This is a genomic window from Paenibacillus sp. 37 (genome assembly GCF_008386395.1).
In the GTDB taxonomy this organism is placed as follows: Bacteria; Bacillota; Bacilli; order Paenibacillales; family Paenibacillaceae; genus Paenibacillus; species Paenibacillus amylolyticus_B.
The window spans coordinates 2,344,281-2,363,655 of sequence record NZ_CP043761.1; the positions used below are offsets into that span (position 1 = coordinate 2,344,281).

Below are 19,375 nucleotides of genomic sequence, written 5' to 3' on the forward strand. Positions count from 1 at the left end.
CTATCCCGAGGAGTGATATATCGTATGCATGTCACGATCGGGCGTTCGTGGAGTTGAGGGCTTGCCGCAGCATTTATTTTTAGGGAGAAGCTTCTGAGCTATAAATGAAGGATTTATTTTACAACTGGAGAATTTATTACTACATGAAGCTTGTTACTCTTGAAATTGGAGCGGATGAAAGTCATCAGAATTGATATGTGAAGGTCACGGGACCCCATAGACAATGGCAAGCAGGGGTGATTACAATAAACATGCCATCATAAGGAAGAAAATAGAAAAACTATGTTGAACTAAAAGGGCGGGAATCCATAATCCATGAACTTGATCCGTTCACTTCGTTTTAAATTTATCGTGGGTCTTACATTGATCATGCTGCCATTATTCATGCTGCTTTATTACAACAACGTCTACGCCATGAAAGTTGTACGTGACAAAGTATCCCTCACCAATATGAATCATCTCGCCAAGAGTGTGGAGCAGAATGAACGTGTATTACAGGAGACGAATCGGTATTTATATAGTCTGGGTGAGCGGGACCCGGATATTATCTCTCTGTTTTTTCTAAAATACGGTAGCGGTGATTATATCATTGCAAAGCAACGGATTATGAACAAATTCATGACAGATATCGGTTTTTATAATCTAATCGATTCTTTTTTTCTATACGATGCCGTGAATGATGATCTGCTGCTCGCGACTTCAGGCAATTATGATGTCAAAAAGTCGGTTGTGCAGGAGAGTATGCCAGTCCAGATGCAGCAATTGGAAGGGGATATCCAGAAGCCGGAATGGAGCATCGTGCGTGGCGGGACGTGGAATGCGTTGGTGAAAACGGTGCGAATCAACCAGCAGTTCTATGCAGGTGCACTTGTTGATATGAATGCACTGAATCATACACAACAATTCACTGAATCCGGAGATCGGGGAGGCGCAGTCATTGTTGGAACAGACGGTGGGGCACTATCGGATTCCACATTAAATACTGCACAGATTCAGCTGGCTGCAGCGCATCTCTCCGGCCTGAAGAATCCGTATCAGGTTATCTCTGAAGTTGTGAACAAGGGCGAAGCGCGTCAATATTTGATGCTGGGTATTGCCTCGGCCATGTCCGAGATGAATTATATCGTGCTGCTGCCTGAGGAAGACATGATGCGTAACCTCCCGTTTTTCCAGCAGATCATTCGTCTGCTTCCCATTGGTGCGGCAGTTATTCTGGTTACTGCACTGATCTTTTTGCGGCATCTGTTATTCCGCCCGATGAATGCGTTAATCCGAGGCATGAGAAGGGTGAGCCGTGGAGATCTCGATGTGAAGCTGGACCCGCCATCTTCCTCGGAACTTGAATTTATGACCCGAAGTTTCAATCAAATGACCAGTGAGATCAGGCATCTGAAGATTGATGTGTATGAGGAACAGCTGCGGACGCGGGAGGCAGAGTTCAAACAACTGCAGATGCAGATCAATCCTCACTTTTACCTGAATTCACTCAATATTATTCATAGTCTGGCTTCCTTGCAAAAGCATGAGTTGGTGCAGCAGATGGCTGGTCATCTGGCCGATTATTTTCGATTCAGTCTGCGTGCAGGCAAACGTGTTATTCGTCTGGATGAAGAGCTCGAGCACATTCGTCATTACTTAGAAATTCAAAAGCTGAGGTTTCCAAGCAGATTCGATTTTGAACTGGATGTCGAACCGAATCTGGGACATTATGTGATTCCGCCATTAACCATTCAGCCTTTTGTAGAGAATGCCATTATTCATGGATTTCAGCGCCGGACACAAGCCTTTGTCATTCGGATCGTGGCGCGCCTCGGTGAGAAGTCGTCCGGTCAGATCGATGGGACGGTGCTTCAACTGATGATTGTGGACAATGGTGTCGGATTTGAAGAGGAGTTGTTGGGGCGTCTGCAACATGGTCAATACGCTGAAGACCCGAGTGGACAGCATATCGGTATATGGAACGTGGCTCATCGGCTTTTAGTAAAGTATGGTGATCAGGCCAGTTTGCAGTTTGGCAATGAGGTGGATCATGGCGCCAAAGTCATCATTGATTTACCCGCTCAGACCGAAGAGGAAGAAGGGGGAGCCTATGCGGAACCTGTTGATCGTGGATGATGAAGTGTATGCATTACAAGCAATGGTGGAAGGAGTCGATTGGCAAGCAGCAGGTATTGACCAAGTATACAGTGCTGGTGATGCCGAAGAGGCAAGAAAGATTTTAAGGGCAGATGCTATCGATATCATGATCTGTGATATCGAGATGCCCGGTGAAACAGGGCTTGACCTGCAAAGCTGGGTGTTGAAACATGATCCAGGCATACTGACCATTTTCCTGACAGGGCATGCTTTATTCGATTATGCTCAGACAGCCATTAAGCTAAACAGCTTTGATTATGTGTTGAAGCCGGCTCCAGCGGATCAATTGATTAAGGTAGTAACTCAGGCAGTGGAAAAGATCAAGGATGGAGAGCAGCGTACCCGTACCAACGAAGTTTATGAGACCGTATACAAACGCTGGAAAACCCATAAACCGCTGCTGACGGAACGCTTTTGGAAAGATGCCATCTCTCAGCGTATCACGTTAACCCAGCAACGGTTGCAAGAGCTCGCAGAATTGTATGGTGCCGAGATTGATCCGCAGGCTCGTGTGTTACCCATTGTGATCTCAGTAGAGGAATGGGTGCGTGATTTTGATTTGCGTGACGAAGAGGTATTGGAATATGCCCTTCGTAATGCAGCCAAAGAGATGTTGCTTGGCGACAAACCCGGTGAGGTGTTTCAGGATCAAAGTGGATTAAATATTGTGCTTGCTTATGAGCAAGATGGCATCATTCCGAGTGTGAGCGAAGTGGCACAACGTTGTCAGGGGTATATTCAGGAATGTGGTACGTATTTCTACTGCCGTTTGTCCTGTTATGTTGGTGCCCCGGTTGCTGTAACTGAGCTGCAAGGCATGTTAAATGAACTGATGGATATGGAGCGGCGCAATATTAAGGAGCTTGAAGAAGTTTTTGTCTATGATGAGCGGGGAAGAGATCAGGAAGATCGCTTTTTGCCTATTCCATGGTTTTCGGAATTATCCATTCTTTTTGAGACGGGTAAAGTAGGGGATTTGCGAGAACGTGTGGATGAGATTTTTGAGTTGCTTGCTGCCCAGGAGGGATTGTCTCCTGAAATGCTGCATCTCTACTATCATGCCATGCTGCATGTGGTCTATCCGCTGCTTCATCAGAAAAATGTATCAATACGCAGTCTTTATCCGGGTGAACGGGAGCCGGAAGAGGGTATGGTGACAAGGTCGTTGCCGCAGTTGAAACAGTGGACGTCTGATCTGATTGATCGTGTTATCCCGGTATTGTACCCGGACGATCATAGCCCCATGACCATTGTGGATCAGTTGTGCGTTTATATTGAAACTCATATTGGTGAAGAACTTATGCGAGAGGAGCTTGCAGCTTTTGCCGGATTCAATCCCGCTTATCTATCGCGTCTGTTTCGGAAAGAGAAGGGGATGTCCCTATCTGAGTTTATCCTGCAGGGCAGAGTAGCCAAAGCGAAGACATTGTTGTCCCAGTCCACCGTCAAAGTGACGGATATCGCTGGCAAGGTGGGGTACTATAATTACTCGCATTTCACCAAAATGTTCAAAAAGTGCACGGGTATAACGCCACAGGAGTTTCGAAAACAGTCACGTACCGTATAGTTCAGGGCGCAGCATGCTGCGCCTTTGTTTTGTTTATTTTGGCACTAAAGTCATAATTTGATAAGTCAACAGGTCACCACAGCAGATAGAGGTCTTACTCGCCCCGCCGTATACTTGAACCACAGGAGCCGCAACGGAGCTTCATCCTGAGGAAGAATTCAAGAGGAGTGAGGGAGAACAAGTTATGAAGACACAACCCCAGGCGGGTAAGGGAGTACGGATATCGGAAATACCGGGAGAAACAGTCCGAAAGCGCAAGTCTGTGTGGCACAATCTTGGCAAATTCAAGGTGCTGTATCTCATGTTCTTGCCAGGTGTCCTGTTTCTGCTGGTGAACAACTATATGCCGATGTTCGGCGTTCTGATCGCATTCAAAAATGTAAACTATGCTGATGGTATTTGGGGTAGCCCATGGAGTGGATGGGACAATTTTAAATATTTGTTCTCCACCAGTGATGCATGGGAAATTACCCGAAATACACTCGCGTATAACACGGTGTTCATTGCACTGAATCTCTTTGTAGGTGTCGGGCTTGCTATTCTGCTCAATGAAGTGAAGAACAAGGCAATGTCCAAGTTATATCAATCACTTATGCTATTACCGTATTTCCTGTCCATGATTGTGGTCAGTTATCTGGTACTGGCTTTCCTGGGCAAGGATTCAGGCTTCATGAACTCAACGATTCTGCAGATGTTCGGTGGTCAGCCGATCGACTGGTATTCAGAGCCGAAGTATTGGCCGTATATTTTGCCACTGGTGAACACATGGAAGAATATTGGATATTATGCCGTCATTTATCTGGCAGCTGTCGTGGGTATCGATGAAGAATATTATGAAGCAGCTGTGCTTGATGGTGCAACCAAATGGCATCAGATACGCTTCATTACCATTCCGTTTCTCGTCCCATTAATCGTCATTATGACGTTATTGCAAATTGGCCGTATATTCTATGCAGACTTCAGTCTGTTCTACCAGGTTCCACTGGAATCAGGAGCGCTGTTCCCTGTAACGAATGTACTGGATACCTACGTATATCGTACGTTCCTTATCGGTGGAGATATCGGGATGTCATCAGCAGCCGGTCTATACCAAGCAATCGTTGGATTTGTGCTGGTTCTTGTATCCAATACCATCGTAAGGCGAATAGATAAAGATAATGCATTATTTTGAGAGGAGGCAAGTCAGCTGTGAAATCACGTGATCCACTAGCCGTATCGAAGCGTTCCGCATCCGTTATTCATGCGATGTTTCTATTCTATGCCATTGCCTGTATCGTGCCGATCCTGCTTGTCTTCGCCATCTCATTTTCGGACGAGACAACTGTAATTGCCAATGGATATAAGCTTATTCCAGAGAAATTCAGCCTGACGGCTTATGAGTTTCTGTTCAGAGATATGGATCAGATCATTCACTCGTATGGTATATCCTTTATCGTTACCGTTGTAGGTACCATTACGAGTGTTGCGCTGACCGCATTGTATGCGTATCCGCTCTCACGGAGAGATCTGCCTTACCGGGGCTGGTTCGCCTTTTTCATCTTCTTCACAATGTTGTTCAATGGGGGTCTGGTACCTTGGTACCTGGTCTATGTCAACGTATTGGATCTGAAAAACTCCCTACTGGCACTCATTATGCCGCTACTGCTATCCCCATTCTTTGTACTGGTCATGCGTACATTCTTTGCGAACTCCATTCCGGTGTCTATTCTGGAATCGGCTCGGATTGATGGTGCGGGAGAATTGAGAACGTTTGCACGTATCGTGCTTCCGCTCTCTCTTCCCGTAATGGCAACCGTCGCGTTGTTCAGTACATTGAATTACTGGAATGACTGGTACCTTAGCATGATTTTTATATCAGATAACCGGACGATCAGCCTTCAGTACCTTATGTACCGGACGCTGCTCGATATTCAATATTTAACAACCAACTCCAACGTCTCTTCACAGATTTCGTCGCAGGGTGGATTGCTCAATCTGCCTAACAAAACTCTGCAAATGGCGATGGCTGTGGTCGGTATTGGTCCAATTGTACTGGCATATCCGTTCTTCCAGCGTTATTTCATCAAAGGTCTTACGGTTGGCGCTGTGAAGGGATAACTCTGAACCGGTTAGCGGAGTGGGCAAGGTAAATGAAGATGGACTGAAAGGGCATATACAGAAGTAGTTATCGGTTTAATTGTGAATTGGGGAATTCGGTTGTATGGTTCAACACATGACAGGAGGGGTTCAATTGGTTAGATCATTAAAGGTATGGTCACGCATGATGGCAACGGTTATGGCGCTGAGCCTGGTGCTGGCTGCTTGCTCATCAGACAAGGGTGGAACAACAACACCTGGCGCAGAAGGCGGAGGAGCAAGTGAAGGTGGGGGCAAACCCTATGAAGTGACACTGTTCTACCCAGGGACACCACAGAAGGATGTCGCTCTGGTGGAAGCCGAGATTAACAAAAAGATGGAACCGAAGATCGGAGCCACGCTTAAGATCAATGCGATTGACTGGGGGCAATGGGATAACAAGCTGAATCTCATGATTTCTTCAGGTGAAAAATCAGACATTATCTTCACAGCAGCTTGGCAGAACTACACGGTGAATGTAGCTAAAGGCGCATTCTTGCCCTTGAATGAACTGCTTGATGCACATGGTCAGGATATTAAGAAAAACCTGGACCCTGCCTTTCTGGAAGGTTCCCAGGTAGACGGCGTGAATTACGGCGTTCCTACGAATAAGGAACTTGCTGCCACACGTGGTGTGTTGGTACGTAAAGATCTGGCTGACAAGTATAAGCTGGACCTGACAGCTGTAAAGACATGGGCTGATCTGGAGCCACTTCTCAAAACAATCAAGGAAAACGAGCCAGCTATCACACCATTCTATATGTCCAACACCAATGGTAACGGGCTGTTGGAGAATCTGGATTGGGATTATCTCGGTGATGCTTCCGTACCTGGAGTCATCTCCAAAACAGCAGGCGGAACAACGGTGCTGAATGAAGTGGAGACCCCTGAATTCAAAGAAGCGGCCGAACTCGCCCGCAAGTGGTATCAAGCAGGATATATCAATAGTGATGCTGCTACGTCCAATGTGTTCCCGAAAGACCAGGCGAAGGCTGGAAAAGCGTTTCTCTGGACCGATGGCATGAAGCCAGGCAAGGATAAAGAAGAAGAAGGGTATGTGGGTTTCCCACTGACTCAGATTGAGATGACACAGCCGACAATCACGACGGGTGATGCATCTGGAGCAATGCTTGCAATCTCCCGTTCTTCCGAGCAACCGGAGAAAGCGATGCAGGTCATTAACCTGCTGCATTCCGACAAGGAAATTAACAACTTGCTGAACTTCGGAATTGAAGGTACTCATTATGTGAAAAAAGACGGACAGGATAATATCATTGCTCTCCCTGATGGCGTAGATGCCAACAGTCGCACCTATAACCCTGGTGCCCAATGGCAGCTTGGTAACCAGTTCCTGAACTTCCTCTGGGATAATGAAGATCCACAGAAATGGGAGAAGTTCAAAGAGTTTAACGCCAAAGGTGTGAAGTCGCCAGCACTGGGCTTTACGTTCAACAGCCAATCTGTCAAAAATGAAATTGCGGCGGTCAACAACGTGAACAAACAGTTCAAGCCGGGTATGACATCGGGCGCCGTTGATCCAAATGAGATGATTCCGAAATATCTGGAGAAATTGAAAGCAGCGGGAATTGATAAAATTATTGCAGCCAAACAGGAACAACTTGATGCATTCCTTGCCAAAACTAAATAAAATGATCATCTATTATGATAAGAGACTTGTATTCTAGAAGCTCTTGTCGGTGGCAAATCAAAAGGACGTTTTCGGTGAACAACCGAAGACGTTCTTTTGATTGTTGTTTTTTTGATTTGGATTGTTAATCATAAATAGGAAAAATATGATATAATAAGGTGGTTGATTAGGGGGTGTTCGTGTGTCGAGAACCAGACTTGTGTTCTCAGGGGCTTTATTGCTATTTGCTATTATCTTTACATTTAACCATCATCTTGGTTTTTCTGTTGGGGATACCATGCTGTCAGCAATAGGTATATCACCGTATACTACGTCTTATTTAAGTGGTGTACATATCACACTTTTCCTGGGGATGGGAATCTTTGCTTGCGGCTTTTACCTTACACGCAAAGAAATCGGGAAATCATTCCCCGGTCTTGCAAAAGGGTTATGGATCGTAGTTATTGCTATCGTTCTCAGTTATTCGTACATGACGGATAAATTCATGTATGTAGCCAAGTGGGGAGCTTCAGGCATTAATGCGGTATCCTATGTACAGAATGCAAGTTCTTGTACCTTTAACGTGCTGAAAACGGGTGAAACCCGAGCAACCTGTGACCTGACACTCAAAAATTACGGCAGAGATTCCGTATCCGCCGTGTTATTGCCTGATCTCGCACGCAGTTATAAGTTTAAGGACGATCCACTATTGGAAGCCTTGCAGTCTGTCCAATTAAGGCCCGTACAAGTTGAGATTGAACGCCATGGAACGTTTACAGGCAGGTTGGAGTTTTACGGGAAAGCGGAATCCCCTCTGTTCGTCAATGGGAAACTTATGGATATTGTGCTGGATGTAGGCGTGGATGGAGCAAATACGGTATTTGATTATGATATTCCATAGTTGATATTTTCATAGAAAAAAAGAATAATTACATAAACAGAAGTGGATAAGATTTGAGTCGAATAGAAAGATTAAAGATATATACTGAAATTAGATAGAGAGCTGGCTAATCGCTGGCTCTTTTTGTGCGTGGAAGTTGCATTTAGTGCAGAAATATTGGTTTTATCTCCTTCCCCCTTGAATTGGTAACGCTTACGCTAGATAATGAATTGGTTTGTCTCAAAAAAATAGTTTGTCTTTAGCGCTTACATCATTACAATTAATGTCACGACAAATTAAGACAAGGTGAGATGAAAAGATGTCATATCGGACAAACCTGTTTTCCAAAATGGTCATTCTTATTCTGATTATGCTGATTCCTGTAGTGCTTTTGTACTGGTACTCCAATCACAAAACAACAGCTGTTCTCAGAGATGAGTTAAATCGATCGAATAGTAACCAGCTTGAATTTTTCCAAAATCAAGTGAATACACACATCGAACTGTTATCCTCATGGCCGAATCTGCTCATACATGATCCTGATATTGCCAGCTTCAAGCGAATCTATGCGGACAGTAACTACTTTGATCTGGATGCGATCAACCTGGTCAAACGTATTCAGAATAAGCTGAGTATTCAGGAAAGCTCATCCAATTGGGCCACGAAATTATATCTGTATTCTCCTTCGCTTGGCAGGGTGGTTTCCGAAAGGGACGCACGTTCTTACGATAAAGAAGCGCTAAGGGAAAATATCAGTTCCGGCTGGGATGTACGCAAAATTCAGGATGGGGAAGATGATCGGTTCATGTTTAGCTGGATTACGGTATCTCCATACGGTATTAAAGACCCGGCTAATAATGCGGAAACGATTATTAAACTGGAGTTTGACAGTGATAACATTCGGGATATGCTGGATAAATTCAAGGACGATGGCAGGCATGATCCCTTCTATTTCCGTGAAGAATCGGGTGTTATCTATAACCGGACGTCAGATCGTTCATTAACGAATCAGTTGATGGAAGAACTCTCCATCCATAAACTTCAGGACGTTGATAATCGTACAGTGGTGATCGGGAACGAGCCTTACATGGTCAACACGGTGAAATCCAGTACAACAGGCTGGTATTTGGTGGACTATATGCCGCTATCAGATATTCTGAAGCCCATTCATCAATCCAATATGCTGTTCTATTCTTCCATGATTTGTTTGTTGTTAATGAGTTTTGGTGTGGCGTATTTGTTCTATGTTCAGGTGCAGGTACCAGTGAAACAACTCATTCGCGGGTTCCAGCGGTTGAAGCAGGAAGATTATTCCGTGAGGATTAAGCCAAAGGGCCGCAATGAATTCAGTTTCCTGTCCGAACGTTTCAACTTGATGGTGGAGCAGATCCAGCAGTTATTTGAACACGTTTACTTGGAACAGATTCATGTGCGTGAAGCCCGGTTGAAGCAGCTGCAATCGCAGATTAACCCGCACTTTTTCTATAATTGTTTCTCCTTCATTACGAGTATGGCGAAGCTGAAGCGTATGGACGCTGTTGTAGCGATGTCGCATAACCTATCGCGATATTATCGGTATACGACAAGACAGGAGCGTGACGTGGTACCGTTGACAGAAGAGATTGAATTTGTCAGCTGTTATCTGGAGATCCAACGGATGCGTATGGACCGGATTCATTACAAGATTGATCTGTCTGATGAGATGTTAAGACAGGAGGTACCGCCACTCATCGTGCAACCATTGGTGGAGAATGCAGTGATTCACGGCATCGAAGCGGACGCGGAAGCAGGAGAAATAAGAGTATCCGGGGAAAAACAGGGCGGTGTCATGGTTCTTGTGGTAGAGGATGATGGGCAAGGCATGACGCAGGAGGCACGTGAGGCGCTTCTGAGTAAGCTCAGGGGAACGATGGATCAGGAGATGGGCTGTGGCCTGTGGAATGTGAATCAGCGACTCCAGCTTCGATATGGGGAGCAGGCTGGGCTTGATATAACGGAATCGGAACTTGGCGGGTTACGCGTTACACTGTCATGGCCTGCCGAGCAGGAGTTTCTTCTGGAGAATGAAGGATAAGCACTTGGAATGTGTAGCGCATGATGCACGATGGAATCCATTTGCAGAATGAACGAAATAGGGAGTGAATCACTTGATTGATATATTGCTGGTAGATGATGAGACATACGTAACAGAAAGTCTGGAACTTACGATCCCCTGGGGAGAGCTTGGAGTAACGACCGTGCTGCGTGCCGCATCCGGTAAGGAAGCGTTGGAGATTATGGAGGAAAATGCAGTAGATATCGTAGTTACCGATATTCGCATGCCTGGCATGTCAGGACTGGATCTCATTGCAGAGGTAAGCAAGCGTTGGTCTCATATCCGCTGTATTTTACTAACGGGTCACAGTGATTTTGATTATGCTAAAAAAGCCATTCAATTGCAGGCAGCGGATTATATCCTGAAACCCGTAAACGATGATGAGTTTATGGGATCGGTGTCGGCAGCCATCACGTCTCTTCGCGATGAGTGGGATGAATTTGATAAATATCACCGGCTTTTATACAGTCGGAAGTCTGACTATAAGATTTTACGAGAAAATCTTATGCATGATCTGCTGCTGGGACGTGAGATCACGGCGCGGGCGCTTCGGGAACAACTGCAACAATATGAGATTCATATTGATCCGGAACAATCGGCTGTGATGATGCTGATTCGCCTTACAGGACGCTTCTCATCAATGGACCAGCAGTCTCTGGATCTGATGGATTTTGCGGTAGGTAATATTGCAGAGGAAGTACTCGGAGAGCAATTTAACGTGTGGTTTGGTCGCGGACCCCATGAGTGTCTGGTTATGTTCTTGCAGAATCAAGATCAGATCGTAGCTCCGCAGATGGACTTGGAGACGTTGAGAATCTCAGCTGAAACTTTCCGTGAGCATGTCATTCGATATTTACAGGGAGATCTGTCCATGGTAGTTACACCGTCATTTCCCTTTAATGAGTTGACAGCAGCTTATCGAAAAAGTCTGGGTTCGCTTGTCCTTTCAGGACCGGAAGAACACAAGATTATATATATGGACATGGATCAGGCACTCAGCAAAAGACCGGAGAATGATGCGACGCAGGCTCTCGAAGAGCTGTACAAACCGCCTGTACTTCCTCAATTGCTTGAGACCAAGCAATGGGAAGCGGCAGCGCGTAAGCTGAACGCGGTCTTTGACGCGGCAGAACAGGTTCGATTGTCCAGAGAACATGTGTATGAGATGTATCTGTCGGTAACCAATGCATTTATGTATATCGCCCATAAACAGGGGCATCTGGTGCATGAGATTGATCATGCGGGATTCGATCTGCTCCTTGCTCATCAGTTGATTCAATCCCCCGAGAAGCTGCGGCGCTGGGCAACCGAGATGCTGGCGAAGCTTCAGGAAGAGTTGTCCGATCAGGAAGGTGTGCAGAGCCGCAGACATGTGATCAAGCAGGTTCAGGAGTTGGTTACAAGAGATACAGGACAGGATCTGTCAGTGAAGATGATTGCGGACAAGGTATATTTACACCCCGTATATCTATCGAAAATTTACAAGGCAGAGACAGGGGAAGGTCTTGGGGACTACATGATTCGTATGCGCATGGAACGTGCTCTGTATCTGCTTAAGAATAGCAATAAAAAAATATACGAGATTACGAGTGAACTTGGCTATCAAAATCCGCAATATTTCAGCAAAATGTTCAAAAAACATTATGGTATGACACCCAATGAATTTCGGGATCAGGCATAATTACAACAACATTCCAGAATATAGGTTGGCAAAGGTGCAGAAATCTTGATTTCGTATCATAGGCTCAAAGGCCTGGTCAGCCTATAATGAAAGGGTAACCAAAACGATTTAAGGGGGAACAACATGAGAGCGCAATCAACGAAAAAGAGATTCTTGACGCTTCTCGCTACAACGCTGAGTCTAACTGTCGTTCTTGCAGGATGTTCAGGAGGCAGTGGGGGCGGAGATAGTGCAACACCAAGTACATCTGGAACCCAAAACGAATACAAAGAAAAGTATGATCCGGAAGTAACCATTACAACAGCATGGGGAATTGACCCTGAGCTGAAGTTTAAAAATGGCGAATCCATGGAAAATAACGTGGCTACCAAGTGGGCCAAAGATCAATTCGGGATTAATATTAGCTCGCTCTGGTCTGTAACGGATACGAATGGCGCATTTGCAACCAAACTTCGCCTGGCGATGTCTTCTGGTCAAGATATGCCTGAAATTGTAACGGTGGGTGACAACTTGCTTGCTCAGGATCTGATTGATTCCGGCATGTATCAGGAAGTTGGTCCACTGTTCGACAAATATGCTTCAGACACATGGAAAAAAGCGATGGAGCAAGATCCTAACGTATGGAACCAATATAGCCGTGATGGTAAAAGAATGGGTATCCCTGTTCTGGACTATGCATACAACAATGATTACTTGCTCTGGATTCGTCAGGACTGGCTGGATAAGCTGAAGCTGGAAGCTCCAAAAACAATCGATGAGCTGGAAACCGTTATGGAAGCTTTCAAAAACAATAACCCGGACGGTTTGGCTCCTGAAAAAGTCACTCCGCTCAGCATTGGTTTCAAAACATCCATGAATACATGGATGGGAGACCCATCCTGGATTTTCGGAGCATATGGAACATTACCGTTCCAATGGAATCTGGCTGCGGATGGCAAGCTGGAGTATGGTTCCATCAATCCCGGTATGAAGCAAGGTTTGGTCAAATTGAGCGAATGGCTTAAAAAGGGGTATATCCCACAGGAAGCAGCGCTATGGGATGAGAACAAAACAGCAGAGCCCGCAGTTGCAGGAACCGCCGGCATTATCCCAGGTCCTTACTGGATGAGTGGATGGCCGTTGACTGACACAGTGAAGAATTCGCCTGGTGCCGTTTGGAAACCGATTGAAATTCCAACGGGTCCTGAAGGTAAAGCAATGCGTCATGGAACACAATTCGTAAACGGTGTTACGTTGATCAAAGCAGATATGGAACACCCTGAGGCGTTCTTCACGTATCAGAACTACCTGTTTGACAATTATGCTGATCCTGCACCGGGTAGCCCGTATGATAACGGTCTATTCGACGGATATGACTACCAGCTGGACGCGAACGGAAAACAGAAAAAGCCAGACGAAATTGATGGCGGATATGTCAATGTCGTACGTTACCTGTTAGTTCGTGATGGTGCACGTATTCCAGATGCACAGATGAAAGCGTTGCTTAATTTGGCTGATGGCAAAGAGCCTGAAAGCAAGCTGGAAAAAGACGTGGCCGTAAACTATGGACCAGAAACTCCTGCAGCAGCGAAAGTGTTGCTGAGCCAAGAAGAAATTTCCTTCAAAAACATGTTCACAGGTCCAACAACACAGACGATGAAATCCAAGTTGGACTATTTGAATAAAATCGAGAATCAAGCATTTAACGAAATTATCTATGGCAAAAATCCGGCGGATGCGTTTGATACCTTTGTACAAACGTGGAAATCGGGTGGTGGTGACCAAATCACGCAAGAGGTTAACGAATGGTATGACAGTGTGAAAAAATAGTTACAAGCAGCGCTCAGACGACTAACGTCTGGGCGCTTTTTTTGTTTATTCAAGTTAAGGCAAAGTGGTTGAATTTGTGCCATTTATATTGCTTTTATGTGCTGTTTGGGCCCCATAAAAGGTTGATATAATCGCATTATAAGCCACTCAGGGAGTACTTGAGTAGGAAGAAATACAGGGGGAGCAATCATGAGAACTTTGAAACGCACTTGGCCATTCCACGTTATGCTGTTGCCAGCCATTATCTTTCTGATTATCTTCAGTTATGTGCCTATGGGCGGGATCATTATGGCATTCCAGAACTACAAGCCATGGCTTGGGATTAGCGGTTCTGAATGGGTTGGGCTGGACAATTTTAGATATCTGTTTGAACGTGAAGACAGCTTACAGGTCATCTGGAACACATTGATTATTGCTGTACTTAAACTGATTTTTAATTTATTTGTTCCATTTGTTTTTGCCATTCTTTTGAATGAGGTTCGCAAGATGGCTATACAGCGAACGATCCAAACACTTGTCTATTTACCTCACTTCTTGTCCTGGGTCATTCTGGGCGGGATTTTGATAGATCTGTTGTCAACAGGCGGCTTGGTTAACCGGGTTCTGGGAACCTTTGGACTCGGGCCATATTTCTTCCTTGGAGACAACAGTTGGTTCCGATCTACGGTCATTCTGACAGATGTGTGGAAAGAATTTGGCTATAACATGATTGTCTTTCTGGCTGCCCTTGCCGGAATTAATCCAGCATTGTACGAAGCAGCGGAAATTGACGGAGCAGGACGCTGGAAACAGACACTGCACATTACAATTCCTTCACTTGTGCCCATGCTGATGGTTGTAGGAACATTGGCACTTGGTAACGTACTGAATGCCGGATTTGACCAGATTTTCAACTTGTATAACCCGCTCGTATATCAAACGGGTGACATCATTGATACATTCGTATATCGTTCCGCAATGCAAAATGGTGAGATGGGCTTTGCAACGGCGATCGGATTATTCAAATCGGTTATTAGCATGATCTTGATTCTTGTATCATACAGCTTAGCCAAAAAATACGCTGGATACCGCATATTCTAAACGAATGAACAGAGAAAGAAGGGACCACGATGTATCATAAATCATTGCCATATCGCGTGTTTAATATAGTCAATACCTGCTTTCTGATTCTAATTGCCATCATGTGTATCATACCGATGGTTCATGTACTGGCGGTATCCTTTAGTACAAAGGCTGCTGCCGATGCAAATTTGGTCAATCTCTGGCCTGTAGGTTTCTCCCTTGAGGCATACAAAAAGACAATGAACAATCCAATTTTCTTGAACTCGCTCTGGATCTCACTGTTACGTACAGTGATTGGTACAGCTATCACCTTGCTGATTACGTTCCTGGCGGCGTATCCGTTGTCCAAAGAGAATAGTGAGTTCAAAGGCAGAACGATTTACTCCTGGATTTTTGTGTTTAGCATGATTTTCAATGGAGGGCTGGTTCCATTCTATATGGTTATCCAGAAGATTGGGTTGATGGATTCCTTCTGGGTACTTGTACTCCCGGGGGCGGTTAATACATTCCTTGTCATCCTGATGCTGAACTTCTTCCGTGGTATTCCAAAAGAGCTGGAGGAAGCAGCGCTGATGGATGGAGCTAACCATTTCAGAACATTGTTCAGTATCTTCCTTCCCATTTCGATGCCGTCCATTGCAACAATTGCATTGTTCAGTATGGTGTTCCACTGGAATTCCTGGTTTGATGGCCTGCTCTATATGAATAACGCCAAGGATTACCCACTTGCTACATTTATGCAAACAGTCATTATTGGACGTGACATGAGTAGCATGAGCATGAATCCCAAAGAGATGGAATCTCTCTCTCAAACTACGGTAAGGGCAGCTCAGATCTTCATCGGAAGTGCACCGATCTTGATTGTGTATCCTTTCCTGCAACGTTTCTTTGTCAAAGGTATGACGTTGGGCTCAGTTAAAGGCTGAGCCAGTACCCCAAATTAATGGAGGTTGATACAGTGAGCAATTTGACGGAAAAGACATTCATTCTGGGAATGGATGTGTCCTTTATGGATGAAATCGAACAGCATGGCGGGAGTTATAGTGATGTGGATGGCAAGGAACAAGACTTGCTGTCCATCCTGAAGATTAATGACGCTAACGCGATACGACTTCGAATCTGGAATGATCCTGTTGGTGGATTCTGCAATCTGGAGCGGACGGTGGAGGTAGCCAAACGAATCAAGGAACAGGGATTGAAATTTTTGCTGGATTTCCATTACTCTGATCGCTGGGCTGATCCAGCCAATCAATGGAAGCCGAAAGCATGGGAGAATCTGTCCTATGAAGAGCTTCAACGTGCGGTATGCATGTATACGGCTGACGTTCTGAGAACGTTGAAGGAACACGATGCGCTTCCAGACATGGTGCAGGTGGGCAACGAGATTACCCCAGGCATGTTATGGAATGAGGGACGTGTTGGTGGAGAAGAGCATGATACGGATGAACAGTGGGAGCGTTTTGCCGGCCTTGTGAAGTACGGAATTGCTGCGGTCAAATCCGTTGACGCGGATATTCAGATTATGATACATATTGATCGTGGTGGAGATAACGCCGAGAGCCGCAAGTTTTACGATCGCTTTGAAGCACTGGGTGTGGAGTTTGATATCATTGGTCTCTCGTATTATCCTTGGTGGCATGGCACACTTGATGCGTTACGTGACAATCTTCATGATCTGGCTGAGCGTTATGGCAAACCTGTCAATGTAGTTGAAACCGCTTATCCATGGACGCTGGAGCAGCCGGAAGGCATTGAATGGATTTTGAATCAGGAAGATATGTTGTTGCCAGGATACCCTGCAAGTGTAGAGGGACAGACCAAATATCTGAAGGATTTATTGCAGATTATCCGCGAAGTTCCTGGTGGTTTGGGGCACGGATTCTATTATTGGGAACCTGCCTGGATACCAAGTAAAGAAGAATGGTCCGTCGGGCACCCGAATAACTGGGGCAACCTCACCATGTTTGATTTTAAAGGTCGCAAGTTGGAATCGTTTACAGCACTTGCTACTGTTGAAGAATCAGATGTCGTGACATACGTATAATTTAGCGTAATACGTATCGTCTGTGAAGTCGTTGTTATCGTTATCGTATATAAACTAAAAAAACAGTAATTAAAGCAAGGGAGTTGTCCTTATGACATACAAATTTCCACCTGTAAGTTCCAAAGCCCCGCACATGTTGCATGGCGCAGACTATAACCCGGAGCAATGGCTCCGCTATCCTGAAGTGCTGGAAGAAGATATTCGCTTGATGAAGCTTGCCAAGTGTAACGTGATGTCCATTGGTATCTTCTCGTGGGTGTCCCTTGAGCCGGAAGAGGGTGTATACACGTTCGAATGGCTGGATCAGGTTTTGGATCGTTTTGCAGCAAACGGTATCTATGCATTCCTCGCTACACCAAGTGGCGCTAGACCTGCTTGGATGTCCGCGAAGTACCCGGAAGTGCTCCGCGTATCTGAGAAGCGTGTCCGCAATCTGCATGGTTTCCGTCACAACCATTGTTATACTTCCCCGGTATACCGTGAGAAGGTTACTGCGATCAACACAAAACTGGCAGAGCGTTATTCGGATCATCCGGCTGTAATCGGCTGGCATATCTCAAACGAGTTCGGCGGAGACTGTCATTGTGATTATTGTCAGGAAGCGTTCCGTGGTTGGGTTCAGAATAAGTATAAAACACTCGATGAACTGAATCATTCGTGGTGGACCACATTCTGGAGCCATACGGTTACAGACTGGAGTCAAGTGGAATCTCCTGCTCCACACGGTGAGACACAGGTACACGCAATGAATCTGGACTGGCGCCGTTTCGTTACGGATCAGACAGCTGATTTTATCGTCCATGAAACGAAACCATTGAAAGCTCAGAATCCCGATCTGCCAGTCACAACCAACCTGATGGAATTCTATGGTGGTCTGAACTATTGGAAGTTCGCTGATATTCTGGATTTCCTCTCTTGGGACAGTTATCCGACTTGGCATGATGCAGATGACGACGCGAAACAGGCATCCCGTATCGCAATGATGCATGATATCGTTCGTTCCATCAAAGGCGGTCAGCCGTTCTTGCTGATGGAGAGTACTCCAAGTTCGACGAATTGGCAAGATGTCAGCAAGCTGAAAAAGCCGGGCATGCATCTGCTCTCTTCTATCCAGGCTGTGGCGCACGGTTCCGATAGTGTTCAGTACTTCCAGTGGAGAAAAAGCCGGGGGTCCAGTGAGAAACTTCATGGTGCGGTGGTAGACCACGTAGGAACGGAACACACACGTGTGTTCCAAGATGTCACCGACGTAGGAACGGCTCTTGAAGGTATGGAAGCCATTGTAGGAACAGCGGTTCCGGCAGAAGTTGCAATTATATTTGATTGGGAAAACCGCTGGGCCGTTAATGATTCCCAGGGTCCACGCAATATCGGTGTGAAGTATGAGCAGACCGTGGAAGAGCATTATGAAGCATTCTGGAAAAAGGGAGTCGCTGTAGACGTTATTGATATGGATGCAGATCTGTCCAAGTATAAGTTGCTGATTGCTCCAATGCTCTATCTGGTACGTGAAGGTGTCGGGGAACGCATTGAGAAGTTTGTAGAACAAGGCGGTACGTTTGTAGCAACTTACTGGTCTGGTATTGTAAATGAAAACGATCTGTGTTTCCTGGGTGGATTCCCAGGCCCCCTGCGTAAGACACTTGGCATCTGGTCCGAGGAAATTGACGGACTGCATGATCGTGATCTGAACGGAATCATTCCGGAGAAGGGCAATGAGCTTCAGCTCAATACAGCGTATGATGCAATTGAACTGTGTGATCTGATTCATCTGGAAGGCGCGAAGTCCCTGGCTACGTACCGTTCTGACTTCTATGCCGGACGTCCGGCATTGACGGTTAACCAGTTGGGTACAGGAAAAGCATATTATGTAGCGACACGTCTGAAAGCACCATTCTATGATGATTTCTATGCGAAACTAATCGCTGACCTGAACATTGAGCGTGGACTTGAAACCGAGTTGCCTGCCGGAACAACGGCACATACACGTACAGATGGTACAGCAGATTATGTGTTTGTACAGAACTACACGCCAGATGAGAAGCTGATTGAACTAGATGGACAGTCCTATACCGATCTGCTCAGTGGTGATGCCGTGGAAGCAAGTCTCAGCTTGAAGCCATATGACATTTGTGTTCTGCGCAGACCGGCTGCCCGGAAATAATATAAGTTCTATATGCTACTAAATGAATGAAGTTAGTATTGAGAAAAGATGCCCTGAACGCCTGCATTGGTGTTCAGGGCATCTTTTTTTATTTTATGTATTTGGCTGTTGAACGACTTTTTCTGGACAAGATAAAGGATAAACGTGTCCGCGTAGCGAAGACAAACACGTAACATGTAACTCAAGACTTTCAGT

14 protein-coding genes are annotated in these 19,375 nt (G+C 45.6%); all 14 read left to right on the forward strand.

Annotated elements, in window-relative coordinates; all coding sequences use genetic code 11:
• Positions 1-315 precede the first annotated feature (315 nt).
• Positions 316-2,115 carry a sensor histidine kinase gene (locus F0220_RS10630; RefSeq protein WP_105598148.1) on the forward strand — a complete coding sequence of 600 codons (1,800 nt, stop codon included), beginning with the start codon at positions 316-318 and terminating at the stop codon, positions 2,113-2,115.
• Positions 2,090-3,703 carry a response regulator transcription factor gene (locus tag F0220_RS10635; RefSeq protein WP_188310540.1) on the forward strand — a complete coding sequence of 538 codons (1,614 nt, stop codon included), beginning with the start codon at positions 2,090-2,092 and terminating at the stop codon, positions 3,701-3,703. The genes F0220_RS10630 and F0220_RS10635 overlap by 26 nt, the downstream gene beginning before the upstream one ends.
• 184 nt (positions 3,704-3,887) lie before the next feature.
• Complete coding sequence (locus tag F0220_RS10640; protein WP_076208980.1) at positions 3,888-4,874, forward strand: ABC transporter permease; 987 nt, start codon at positions 3,888-3,890, stop codon at positions 4,872-4,874.
• Positions 4,875-4,891: 17 nt separating this feature from the next.
• Entirely contained in the window at positions 4,892-5,800 is a 909-nt protein-coding gene (locus F0220_RS10645) for a carbohydrate ABC transporter permease (protein ID WP_017689303.1), read from the forward strand.
• 133 nt (positions 5,801-5,933) lie between these two features.
• A complete protein-coding gene (locus tag F0220_RS10650) occupies positions 5,934-7,466 on the forward strand; it encodes an ABC transporter substrate-binding protein (protein WP_149846510.1) in 1,533 nt (510 codons plus the stop codon).
• A 181-nt stretch (positions 7,467-7,647) separates the two neighbouring features.
• The gene (locus tag F0220_RS10655; protein WP_149846511.1) at positions 7,648-8,346 is read left to right on the forward strand and encodes a hypothetical protein; all 699 of its coding nucleotides are present in this window, start codon (positions 7,648-7,650) and stop codon (positions 8,344-8,346) included.
• Between the two features lie 298 nt (positions 8,347-8,644).
• Entirely contained in the window at positions 8,645-10,399 is a 1,755-nt protein-coding gene (locus F0220_RS10660; protein WP_091017437.1) for a sensor histidine kinase, read from the forward strand.
• A gap of 73 nt (positions 10,400-10,472) precedes the next feature.
• The gene (locus tag F0220_RS10665; RefSeq protein ID WP_091017435.1) at positions 10,473-12,101 is read left to right on the forward strand and encodes a response regulator; all 1,629 of its coding nucleotides are present in this window, start codon (positions 10,473-10,475) and stop codon (positions 12,099-12,101) included.
• Positions 12,102-12,224: 123 nt separating this feature from the next.
• Entirely contained in the window at positions 12,225-13,910 is a 1,686-nt protein-coding gene (locus tag F0220_RS10670; protein ID WP_091017433.1) for a type 2 periplasmic-binding domain-containing protein, read from the forward strand.
• 189 nt (positions 13,911-14,099) lie between these two features.
• The gene (locus F0220_RS10675) at positions 14,100-14,990 is read left to right on the forward strand and encodes an ABC transporter permease (RefSeq protein ID WP_074094500.1); all 891 of its coding nucleotides are present in this window, start codon (positions 14,100-14,102) and stop codon (positions 14,988-14,990) included.
• Between the two features lie 29 nt (positions 14,991-15,019).
• The gene (locus F0220_RS10680; RefSeq protein WP_091017431.1) at positions 15,020-15,898 is read left to right on the forward strand and encodes a carbohydrate ABC transporter permease; all 879 of its coding nucleotides are present in this window, start codon (positions 15,020-15,022) and stop codon (positions 15,896-15,898) included.
• A 32-nt stretch (positions 15,899-15,930) separates the two neighbouring features.
• The gene (locus F0220_RS10685) at positions 15,931-17,016 is read left to right on the forward strand and encodes a glycoside hydrolase family 53 protein (protein WP_105598153.1); all 1,086 of its coding nucleotides are present in this window, start codon (positions 15,931-15,933) and stop codon (positions 17,014-17,016) included.
• A 91-nt stretch (positions 17,017-17,107) separates the two neighbouring features.
• Complete coding sequence (locus F0220_RS10690; RefSeq protein WP_091017430.1) at positions 17,108-19,180, forward strand: beta-galactosidase; 2,073 nt, start codon at positions 17,108-17,110, stop codon at positions 19,178-19,180.
• Positions 19,181-19,206: 26 nt separating this feature from the next.
• Positions 19,207-19,353 carry a hypothetical protein gene (locus F0220_RS32860; RefSeq protein WP_206759552.1) on the forward strand — a complete coding sequence of 49 codons (147 nt, stop codon included), beginning with the start codon at positions 19,207-19,209 and terminating at the stop codon, positions 19,351-19,353.
• The last annotated feature ends 22 nt before the right edge of the window (positions 19,354-19,375 follow it).